This window comes from Ruminococcus sp. AF37-20, assembly GCF_003460465.1.
GTDB classification, from domain to species: domain Bacteria; phylum Bacillota; class Clostridia; order Oscillospirales; family Ruminococcaceae; genus Hominimerdicola; species Hominimerdicola aceti.
In genome coordinates, this window is record NZ_QTVE01000037.1 from 1 (window position 1) to 11,429 (window position 11,429).

The 11,429-nt window shown below is 35.3% G+C and carries 11 protein-coding genes and 1 pseudogene; 4 read left to right on the forward strand and 8 right to left on the reverse strand.

Going from position 1 to position 11,429, the window contains the following annotated elements:
* Positions 1-243: 243 nt before the first annotated feature.
* Positions 244-708: a DUF3592 domain-containing protein gene (locus DW015_RS12645; protein WP_022287567.1), complete on the reverse strand. Its 465-nt coding sequence runs from the start codon at positions 706-708 to the stop codon at positions 244-246.
* Between the two features lie 296 nt (positions 709-1,004).
* Here DW015_RS12645 and DW015_RS12650 point away from each other — a divergent pair, with 296 nt between their 5' ends.
* From DW015_RS12650 to DW015_RS13930, 4 genes and pseudogenes are all read left to right on the forward strand, one after another.
* Entirely contained in the window at positions 1,005-1,589 is a 585-nt protein-coding gene (locus DW015_RS12650; protein WP_046440066.1) for a TetR/AcrR family transcriptional regulator, read from the forward strand.
* A gap of 83 nt (positions 1,590-1,672) precedes the next feature.
* On the forward strand, positions 1,673-2,971 hold the full coding sequence (locus DW015_RS12655) for a collagen-like protein (protein ID WP_117905883.1): 1,299 nt from the start codon (positions 1,673-1,675) through the stop codon (positions 2,969-2,971).
* Positions 2,972-3,087: 116 nt separating this feature from the next.
* Entirely contained in the window at positions 3,088-3,381 is a 294-nt protein-coding gene (locus DW015_RS12660) for a pectate lyase-like adhesive domain-containing protein (RefSeq protein ID WP_147338171.1), read from the forward strand.
* A 158-nt stretch (positions 3,382-3,539) separates the two neighbouring features.
* Positions 3,540-3,695 (forward strand): annotated as a pseudogene (locus DW015_RS13930) (alpha/beta-type small acid-soluble spore protein); the annotation flags it as partial.
* 162 nt (positions 3,696-3,857) lie between these two features.
* On the opposite strand, the gene DW015_RS12670 reads toward DW015_RS13930, so the two are convergent.
* The 7 genes from DW015_RS12670 to DW015_RS12700 all read right to left on the reverse strand — a co-directional run bounded on the left by DW015_RS12670 (position 3,858) and on the right by DW015_RS12700 (position 11,306).
* Positions 3,858-4,730 (reverse strand): Abi family protein, encoded by an 873-nt coding sequence (locus tag DW015_RS12670; RefSeq protein ID WP_117905885.1) that lies wholly within the window; start codon positions 4,728-4,730, stop codon positions 3,858-3,860.
* Between the two features lie 179 nt (positions 4,731-4,909).
* Positions 4,910-5,812 (reverse strand): hypothetical protein, encoded by a 903-nt coding sequence (locus DW015_RS12675; RefSeq protein WP_117905886.1) that lies wholly within the window; start codon positions 5,810-5,812, stop codon positions 4,910-4,912.
* A 101-nt stretch (positions 5,813-5,913) separates the two neighbouring features.
* Positions 5,914-6,549, reverse strand: coding sequence for a putative bacteriocin export ABC transporter (locus DW015_RS12680; RefSeq protein WP_117905887.1), 636 nt, complete (start codon positions 6,547-6,549; stop codon positions 5,914-5,916).
* A gap of 5 nt (positions 6,550-6,554) precedes the next feature.
* Positions 6,555-8,669 (reverse strand): DUF1430 domain-containing protein, encoded by a 2,115-nt coding sequence (locus tag DW015_RS12685; RefSeq protein WP_117905888.1) that lies wholly within the window; start codon positions 8,667-8,669, stop codon positions 6,555-6,557.
* 61 nt (positions 8,670-8,730) lie between these two features.
* Positions 8,731-9,075 (reverse strand): hypothetical protein, encoded by a 345-nt coding sequence (locus tag DW015_RS12690; RefSeq protein WP_117905889.1) that lies wholly within the window; start codon positions 9,073-9,075, stop codon positions 8,731-8,733.
* A 238-nt stretch (positions 9,076-9,313) separates the two neighbouring features.
* Positions 9,314-10,594, reverse strand: a complete 1,281-nt coding sequence (locus tag DW015_RS12695) for a GHKL domain-containing protein (RefSeq protein WP_117905890.1) — start codon at positions 10,592-10,594, stop codon at positions 9,314-9,316.
* Between the two features lie 7 nt (positions 10,595-10,601).
* Positions 10,602-11,306 (reverse strand): LytTR family DNA-binding domain-containing protein, encoded by a 705-nt coding sequence (locus DW015_RS12700; RefSeq protein WP_181979932.1) that lies wholly within the window; start codon positions 11,304-11,306, stop codon positions 10,602-10,604.
* Between the last annotated feature and the right edge of the window lie 123 nt (positions 11,307-11,429).

Consider the following 11,429-nt stretch of genomic DNA (forward strand, 5'->3'; position numbering starts at 1 on the left):
CCTTCGAGTTTACTACGGCAAGGTTATGGAGTTTTACTCCGAACATTAATTGTAGTCTCAGGTACATACTCATCAGGCGTTTGAATACTTCCTTCAAACGTCAGCTTTGCTATATCGTTTTTTCCTTTGCTTCTTTTCTCAACTTTGTTCATTTTGCCTATTGATTTTTCTTAGCAGGTTTCTGCTTTTCTGTTATTTAGTTGCACAAAGTTTCTTTTGGTTACTATTTTAATGATTACTTTTTTATCTTTTTCTCCCCACTGAGATAATATTTTTCTTAGTAAGCACAAGTAGCACAATGCCAAGCAAAAGTATCAGCGGCCAAGTAAGGTACGGTCTTTTATCATTATCAATATCGGTCACGACCTTATCAGGCTCACCGTTTTTATCAGTGTTGTAATACACGTTCACTTTTTCGTTCTGACTCACATAATATGTGCCTGTGAAGATCTCTCTTGTGTACTCCTTGCCGCCAACATCAAAAGCGACAGTTATGTAATATGTTTCAGCTTTGTTGCTTGCCTTTTTGTTATGTCCCCAAGTTTTCAACTCATGGTCTATCCACTTCACATAGCCTGTGGTTTTCTCAGCACTTGACATGAAAACTCTGTTTGATACATACTTGCTGAGATTATAGATAGTAGAGAAACCACCCATAAGAATAAAAACGATACTCAGAGCGATAAGCCCTGCATTTTGCTTTTTCATTTGATATACCCCCTGAACAGAAATGTTGTGTTAATATGAATTTATTATATCATATGAGAACATGGGAAGTCAATAAGCCTATCCCATCTTTCCATAAGTCTTATGGACATATTTATTAGTACGGTTTTGATCGTTGAGGTAAGCCGCTATTTTCTTTCTGCTGTAAGGACTTTTTTTATGAGATCATGTTGAAACTTTATCTTCTTCATTTTTTGAACAATTCTTGACTTTGTTACAAATCTGTGTTATACTAATCATAAACGAACGGTCGGTACGCATAAAAGGAGCGAAGCAACATGAAAACAACTGAGCAACAGCACAATGAGCGAAAACGTGAACTAATGGAAAAGTGCTTCGAGTGCTATGCGGAAAATGGGCTCACAGGCACAGGAATTAAAGCACTGGCCGATGCGTGCGGATGCACGAAAGCAAATTTGTATTCGTATTTTAAAAACCTTGACGAACTGATCATTGAGTCAACGGCATACTGTATGGAAAAGGTTGAGGACGACTTTATGGAGATGGCACCCACCGACCCCGAGGATGTTGTCCGTTTTGTGAAGGAGGTCCCGTATTGGACAGCAAAAAAGCACGGAAAAAAATATCGCCTGATGTATCAGATATATACGCACCCGAAGTATATCGAGCACGGCAAGAAATTTTTTGAGGGCGTGAACGAACGCTATACCGAGTACGCCAAGCGGCTGGAACCAAAGATCGGCATTCCATATACGGTCATCACGCCACTGATCTTTATATTCGTCCGTGCCTGCGTACATTATGCGATGTTTGAGGATGAATATTATCTGAAAACCCAGATGGAGGTCTTAAAGCAGGGGGTCGCCCTGTTTGTGGATAAGTACAAAGCAAACCAAGCATAAGCCTATCGACCGCCGCTCATTTACGGCGTGGGCAGCGGCGCAAAGCTCCGCCGTGATAAACAATTCCGAACGGAGGAAAAAAGATGAAAACAAGAAAAAAACTACTCACAGGTACACTTTTGGCGATTTGCACCGCTCTTTTGGTGCTTTGCAGCGTGCTTGCAATAGGATGGAGCAAGGCGGCAAAAACAGGCGACGCACTGCCGGAGGTGCAAAACAACGGCACGGCGATTCAGTGGAAATACAGCGACGAAGCCGACTGGCACGACCTTGTGGCGCTTACCGAGCTGCGGGGCGCTGCCGGAGAAAACGGAAAGAACGGCACAGACGGTAAAGACGGCTCTAATGGTGCCGACGGTAAGAACGGAATAAACGGTACAAACGGAAAAGACGGCATTAACGGCTCCGACGGCAAAGACGGAGCCGACGGAAAAGACGGTATCAACGGCACTGACGGCATTAACGCCAAAAGCATAGAGGTGCAGCGAGCTGAAACCCACATACAGTGGCGCTACGAGGGCGATGAGTGGCAGGACCTTGTGGCGATAGCCGACATCACAGGTCCCACCGGGCAGAAAGGTGCAGACGGAGCAAACGGAAAGACACCGGAGTTCCGTGTAAGCGAAAACACCCTGCAGTGGCGCTATGTCGGCGATAAAATATGGCTGAACCTGTACGATCTTTCGGTTTTGAAAGGTCTTGACGGCAAGGACGGTATAAACGGAAAGGACGGAGCCGACGGCAAGGATGGAACAAACGGACAAAACGGCTCCGATGGTGCGGACGGCAACACCCCCTTCATTGGTGAAAACGGCAACTGGTGGATCGGAGAAACCGATACGGGCGTAAAAGCCGCAGGCACAGACGGCACAGACGGTGTTGACGGCACAGACGGCGAAAAGGGAGACAAAGGCGACAAGGGAGATAAAGGCGACAAGGGCGATGCCGGTCAGAACGGCAGCTGTTCGGGGTATTTTCACGCCTCAAACGGCGGCACCGGCGCTTCATTCAATCAGCCGCTTCAGTTGTTTGAAGATTGCAATTCCGGAGGACTTTTTGTATGGGATCGAGCCAATAGAACCGTAACGCTGAAAGCCGGACATACATACAGTATTTCATTCAGCGGTTCGGTCTGCATTTCTCACGACATGGGTGGATGGTACTCGGTAGTATTGAAAGGCAGACAAGGCATTCTTAATGATACATTGATCGAAAGGTATATGAACGATGCAGATAATTCACGAGTGTGGATGCCGTTTGCATTCAACCGCATCTACAATGCCGGCAGTGATATTGTGCTGCAATATGAATTTATCCAGTTGACCCCCGGCACACAGCTGAACGGTGCTGTCTATAATATTACAATTATTGCTCTTGACTGAGCCGATATACACGAAAACAGAGGTAACGGAAAATAAAAAAACGAATACTCAGTATCATGCTCACCCTTTGTATGGTTCTTTGCCTTGTGTCGACAAGTGTATTTGCCGAGGATAATATGGCAGCGAGTGGGACGGCGGAAGTTTCCACAGCGGCGGAACTGGTTTCAGCAATCAGAGAAGCTTCATACGGAACAGTCAAACTGACGTCAGACATTACCATTTACACCACATTAGTGGTCAACCGCACCGTCACCCTTGATCTCAACGGTTATGTGCTGAAATACGGCAGCAGCAGTGCAGGGCATGTAATCACTGTGTCCAGTGGTATTTTGACAATTGAAAACTGTGACTATACAAAATCACACAATTTCCAAAAGAAGTATAATTTATATGTAAATGATTTTTTTTGAATTTTGCTCCGTTTAAAATCATACTAATTTTAGCTTTTAATTTTTTTTCATTCCAAAAACCGCCCCATTTCGTTCTATAAATTACCTCTTATAATCAAATCATGCAGACATATAATATTATTGCAAACCCGAAAAACAAATGAAAAGGAGATACGAAAATGAAAGGTATCACAACTCAGGAAGGCAGAGAAACACTCAACAAGTTCAAGATGGAAGCAGCTAACGAAGTTGGCGTAAACCTCAAGCAGGGCTACAACGGCGATCTTACAGCTCGTGAGGTCGGCTCTGTAGGCGGTCAGATGGTCAAAATAATTAGTCCTGAACAACAATGGATATTTACCCGAAACAGCGTAAGAAACACAGGTCATTGCATCGAGATTACATATGCCGTTAGACTGTCAGTATAGGAGCAGCACAACGATATATTTTCTTATCAAAACATCGCATTTGTAAAAACAAATGCGATGTTTCAATGTTTATTCGTTCAATATATTAACCCAATCATCTGGAAATCCCATAAGTTTTTTATCAACGTGAGGGTACTTGTGAAAAAGTTTATCTAGTTTGTCCACAAACGCTGTCCAATGTTGATCATTAGTTATTAGATGTTTTATGCAAAGAAGAGTTGCAAATACACGGATACTGCTTATCCCCTTTTCTGTATATTGCTTATATAGCTTTGGCGTTTTAGCAAGATTAACATTATACAAACGTCCATAGTGTGCACAAATATTCCGCACAAAAGCAATGTGTTCGACCCAGCTTTCAAGATAAGTATATCCCACGCCATACAACGTTGCAACGGCTTTTTTGTCCTGAGGTTTCATATTTTTATAAAACTTTGAGAGCGTACCGAAACTGAACAGCTCCACCAAAGCGTAAAACGGAATTTTGCCGTCAGTATAATTATTTTTGAAATTCTTAACAAAAGGGGCTTTGCTATTTCTGGATATTTCCTTTTTTATCTCACAAAGAAAATCATAGTGATAGCCAGGATCATTAAAATTATCCGGATCTTCATATCCTAGTACACCATAAATATGTGAGAAATGATTAGCTACCCTACACCTGAGATTAACTTCGATTTGCTCTATCCAAGTAAATAAGAGTTGCCTGAAGTTGGCGTTAAACAGGTATAACTCAACGATTTGTTCAAAGGATATAGAACCATCAAAATTTTTATTTTTACCTTTTAGTCCAAGGCCATATGCTTTTATCAAGCGGAAATATGAAATATCATTAAGAATTCGACGTGCATATTCTTCATTGACAATTCTCAACCCAAGCATTTTCAAGTTCTCGATTTGTTGATCAACATTCATTGATGGTTGCTGTTCTTTAAGCTGCATAAAAAAGTCCCCTAATAATTAAACGACCCGACGTGGTACGCATTGCTAAGAGGCGTGTCGGGTTCTGTTAATATTATTATATGCGATTTTTTCTAAAAAGTCAATGGTAAATATAGCTAAATAGATTTGGTAAAATGGCCTAATGATAAAATAAGCACATTAGTAGCTTAAATTCTAATCTATTTTCCTTTATCAACATTCACACCAAAGACATTAATAACATTCATTTCCACATTCTCCGTATCAATACAAACTTGCTTTGAAGAATATATCTCCAAATAATTGCTTTTTTCATCATATTTACAATTTGCACATAGATACGTTCCATCTTTTTCAGCTAATATTACTTTTGTGTTGTTGTCTATGAGTCTATAGTCGCGTTTTAAAGCAGCGAATGATTCACCCAATTTAAAAAAGCAGAATGTCTGAACTATTACAAAAACTGCAATTAAAGCTATTATTACTTTTTTGCCAGTTTTCTTTGTATTTGTCTTTTTATCTACCATATCTACGGCTTTATCGATAGGCTTAGTAAAAAATTTTTGATTTTTTAAAGCAATTCCTATTGATAAACCAAAATAATAAATGGCCGTACATAATATAAATAACGAGCGTAAACACTTTAATACTTCTAACGCTGTTACATCCTTCCATATTTTGATTATATTATAATCCAGTATTACGCAGGCAAATATAAATAATGCAACCATAGTTACAAGATAAATACAAACCACATTTCGAACTGTTTTCCAAAAGCCATGTGTCCTTATTATTATGTATCCCATAAAATAATTAAATAGCAATAAAATCAAACCTTTAAAAAGCAAATCAAATAAATTTGAAAAAATATTGGCCTCGCTTATTTTGGAATATGATCCATTAATCGAGAAATAACTATTGTATCCTTCAATAACTATTGCTGATATACCTTTTACTATAATTCCTGATATGGTCAGCAAAACACCTATCAACGCTGCATATGAGCTATAGTTATTGTTTTTATCCGACTTTATTGTATCAAAGATACTTTTCTTTTTACAAATATCCTTTTCTTCCACTTGTATTGTTGATTCGTTACTCATTATAACATCCTTCCCAATTTATTAACTCCATTAAATTACTGATCATTTTTTAATGCACCATCATAAGCAATCTATATAACCTTGCTCAACCATATGCGTAACTAAGACAGGTCGATTATCCTATCTCCAATTTCTTTTAAATTTTCATCATGTGTAACTATTAAAACTGTTTTCCCATAGTCACGATTAATTCTTTTTAGAATATTGATAACTATGGCTGCATTTTCTTTGTCTAACGATCCGGTCGGTTCATCCGCTAAAATTATTTCTGAAGGTTTCAAAAACACTCGTGCCAGTGAAACTCTTTGCTGTTCTCCACCACTCAACTGGTATATCTTTTTATTTTCATACCCACAAAGACCAACTTTCGCCAGTGCATCGGCGATCTTATTTTCCTTTTCTTTATGACTTAACTTAACATATCTTAATGCAAGCATAAGATTATATTTAACAGTCTCCTCGTCAACAAGTGCAAAATTCTGAAAGACATAACTAATTTTATTTCTAATTACCTTGACAGCATTATTGCTTTGGGAAGACAAAATTTTTTCACCATCTATAACTACCTTCCCTTTGTCCGGATCTTCCAACAAACCTATAATGTTTAATAATGTACTTTTTCCGCAGCCGCTTTTACCAGTAATTACAACAAATTCACCATCATTGATTTTTAGCGAAAAGTTTTTAAAGATCACTCTGTCATCATATTTTTTAGTAATGTTTTTTATCTCTATCATTATAATCAACCACCTTTTGCAACATTTATAATATCAATTCTATCTTTTTTCTTGATATATAATGTGGAGAAAATTACATCAATGCTTATTAGTATTGCTGATATTAATACTGTTTCAATAAAATTACGATCGATCAAAAGAGCCACAATAAATGAACTTGCATCAAGAAATACCATGCCAACATAATAATTAATATATCTTTCTTTAAATCTAAAGCCCATTATTTTCTTTACCGCCAGTTCCTTTTGGTGCTGCTCCATGTATGCAATAACATTTTGAATAACTGCTGAAAAACATATTATTATCAACGCTACAAACATTAAAAACTGAACTATAAGTTTTGTATTCAACTCTTTTACTTGTTCCTCAATAGCTTGATACACGCCGGTAGCAGGGAATCTTACCTCACTCTCATCGTAAAACTTACTGCAAACTTTTGCAATTTCAGCAGTCGCATTCTCAAAATCATTTACCACTATTTTAAATGGGCCTCCTGTTTCTCCAAGTATCATTGAATAGTCTATAGGATCACCGTTATTTTCTGTAAGCACATTAATGACAGGATCTTTCACAGTGTTTTTACTATCGCCACAATCTAAAGCAAATGTAAATAACGATTGGGAATCCTTATACCAAATTACTTTTGCTTTTCCTGTAAAACCATACTCACTATAATACTCCTGGATCTTATCCTCTTTATTCTTATATTTTTCTGGAGCAAGCACAACACAGCTTTTTTCATTTTCAGAAATGACTATTTTTTGGTTATTCTTGTCATATACAGGGAAAAGTTTAAGATAGTTAGGATTGACATTAACACTAATATTAACAGGGAACTCACCATTTTCTCTGTCTTCCTCATAAAGAGGAGAATAAATTGAAAAATCAGCATAAACAGATCCATTTGCATTCATGATCTTATAAATTTCTTTAAAATTTTCAATATCCTCGTCCGTTTCTCCTGTCCAATCACTTTCATTCGGGATCTCCATAACCGATACATACGCAAACTGTTTGGTTTTATTCCAATTTGAATATTTATCTAAACTCAAAGTATATAAGCTATTTAAATCCGTTATCGACAGACACATCACGCAAATGGCGGAAGTAAAAGATATGAATTTCAAAAAGCTATTAAAAACTATTAACGATCTGTATGGTCGTTGATTTTTTATTACACCGCTCAAAGAAACATACTTAACAAAAATAAATGGCAGACTGATGATAATTAGAGTGACTATCGTAACAGCCAAATAGCAAAAAAATAATTTTTTCAAAAATCCAACACAAGCAAAATTAAATCCAGGAACTAAAATTGAGGTAAAAATCAGTGCCGTTATTGCAAAAACTACAGACTGACATATCACAAGTTTAGGAACACTTTCACTCCAAATAGTATTAAAATCATAGCCCAACATTTTTTTTATTCCTATCTTTTTGTATGATCTTATAAAATCATACATTATTAGAAAGACTAAAATTAAAGTTGATGCCATTGTGACGGCTACATAATATGATGGCTGTTTTGCATTTTTAAAATCATTGGACTGATAACTTAATACGATACCTTCTTGCTTTAATTCTTTTTTTATATCATTCAGGTCGCTATGATCATTTAATTCGATGACATATGTTTTATCAAGGGGGGCATTATTATCACTAAAATATTGTCTAAGTGTTTTGACCATAAATCCCTTATTTTTATTCAACGCTGATACAACACCGATTTGATTACTATTATTTGTGCGATCAGTTGAAAGAAAATAATCCGAATCGATCTCATTGGCATTATAGAACCTTCCACTATCCAATTTGATTTTTTGAAATGTACTGAAATTTGTGACATAGATATTTTTCACATAGTAGTCTTTACCTTTTATATTATCGATATTAGAACAATAAATGTTAGCCGAATATTTTTTCATAACGACTGTTAGAATTTCATATATTTCTTCTTTAGATTTAATATCAGTCGAAAAAACAGCTTTCACCGATGATTCGGATTCACCTATATGAATCATTGAAGTATAAAATAGATTGTCATAGTTTAGAAAACAATTCGCAAATATAAATATTGCAGTAAATGCAAAGATTACTATAAAACTATATTTGATCTTCATGCTATCCCTCTGAATATCATTAATTTAGGGAGAATGTTAACGCATTCTACCTATCATGTGGTTAAACGTGGTTGTAGTAAGAATTCCACTCGGTAAAATTCTTATGATATCCAGTTTCTGCTTTAGCAGTTTTACCCTTATCGGCAGTTTTTTTGCTCATATACTTTTTACTGCTCGATTTCTGTATTGCTGTGGCAGTATGTTTTTTATCCTTACAATAAAAATAAGAATACTGTTCTTCCTTATCAAACCTTAAAAAACTATAGTGTATACCATACTCCCATTTATCATTTTTATGTCCCAAACTACTTCCAGTTAATGTCGTTGCAAACACTGTAATTGACATTGCTGTTACCATTAAAAAAGCCCCACAGCATGCAAAGATTTTCTTACCTACATTTTTCATAAAATAACCGCCTCAATTAACTTTAAAACGCACAAATTATACTAATGATTCTGGCATTTGAAACTATCTTCTCCAAATCCATCTCCACCAATTTATTATGTAGAACATATTTTATCACCACCGAAAACAAGATTTAGGAGTTACTCCCAAAATCTTATATATCATTATGTGACAAAATAATCAATATTTTCTCGGCGAACGGTTACATTTATAGGGTGAACGGTGTTATTTGTTATGATTATATGGCATTCGGAATCACTATATCAGTAATAAAGATACCATTACAATAATCATTGTCCATATGTCCGTTGTATTTTATTAGGCATTCCTTTATATTTTGCATCCCATACCCATGTCCTTCTCCTGATTTTATACTGATAAATTCATTGTCTTTAATAATTGGCTCTTTAAAATAAGTGTTTTCAACATTTATAAACAAAGTTGATTCCAAAAATTTCACACATATATTCACACGCTTATCATTACAAAACTCAGCAGCCTCAAAAGCATTACTTATCAGATTAGAAAAAAGTGTACACAGATCCATTTGAGATAATCTCAGATCATTTTCAATGTGACCCTCCCATTTAAACTCTACGCTTGGATATCTTCCACGAATATCATCTATTATTACATCAATCAAATTACTTCCTGTATGTATGTTTGAAGTTAATTTATTCAGTTCTATATTCATTTTGTCAAAATAGTCGCCAAGTTGTTCTAATTCCATATTTTCACATAACATTTTCATACAATACAGATGATTTTTTATGTCATGACGGAACTGTTTGGTTTCTTCATCTTTTTTTAAGAGAGAAATATAATATTTTTTCTGAGCTTTTAATAAATTTTGCGTTACTTCAGTTTCCTTTTTCAAATATTTGTTTTTATTATGGCTTGAGATCAATAAAAAACAAATTACAATAAAAATTATACTACTCATGCTTAAAGCCAAAGCAGCTATGCTCTTATATAAAGAATAATTTTGATCCATCATAAACAGCATTATAGACGAAAGATACACGCCAATAGAACAACCGCCAATTATAATCAAAATTATTTGCTTGGTAGAAAAATCTATATGTACGGCTTTTTTTAGTATTTTCATTCTTATAAACGATAATATTGCAATTAAAAATCCTGATACACAATTCAAACCCAACTCAGATATAGAAAATTTGTTGGGAATTTTAGACATAGCACCAATGGTTGCAGCAAAAATACCAACAACCATATCAAGTAAACATATAAAAATATATATTAAAATAACCATTCCTGTCTGCCGTTTATTTTTTAAACAAAGAATGACACAAAGAATAACCATAGCATCAAAAAATGGTCCTAAATTATACGGATCACAAAAAGACGAAATAAGAGATATAGTCAGTATAAATAGCGTAATACATACCATAGTATGCATTCTTGATTTCAACTTAATGCAGAATAGCAGCGATACAGCAACACATAATTTTACCAGCTCACTAATGTACATCGCTGCATTATACAAAATTCTTTCCATAAAAACCTCATAAACATCTTGAATTACGCTTTACATAATCATAAAAAAGCAGCTTAAATTGTGACAGCCTTCTTCTTGAAACTGGTACCCTCTCTTTCATATAATGCAATTCTATTGTTGTCGCATATATATTTTTCACATAGCGAAAGGCAACTAAATACGATTTGTGAACTTGATAGAAATGTTCACTGCCCAATCTATCGGACCAATATTTCAATGATTTAAGACTAACGACAATCCCATACTTTGTATATACAAAAGTACCATCTCCGTATGCTTCGATGCACACTATATCATTATAGCTTACAAGAGTAGTACGCCCCTTTTCCTTAATAGCAATTTTTTCATTACTCAAGATCTCCTTTTCGGCACAACTTAATGCCTCAAAAAATTTCATTCCATCAATAGGTTTTTCTAGAAAACGAAACGCTTTAACTTTAAAAGCCTCAGGCATATATTCAGAATGACTGGTAAGGAATATTATATATTCTCCATGATCTTTTTCTCGCAACTGCTCCGCAGTAACCATTCCATTCATATTGGGCATTTCTATGTCTAAAAAAATCAGGTCATAATATTTGCCAGATTCCAACAAAGACGTGCCAGAATCATAAATGTCAACTAAATAATCAGGAAACATTCCATACAAACGATTTTTTATCTCATTACATATTATTTTTTCATCATCACACACAGCAACATTTAAACGCATAATGTTCCACCTCATTGAAAATTATATCATATTTATATAAATATTACAATAACAATAATTAATATTTATAAAGTCATTTGTAGTGCTACAATAGATATTGGACAAAATTAAGAAAAAAGAAAA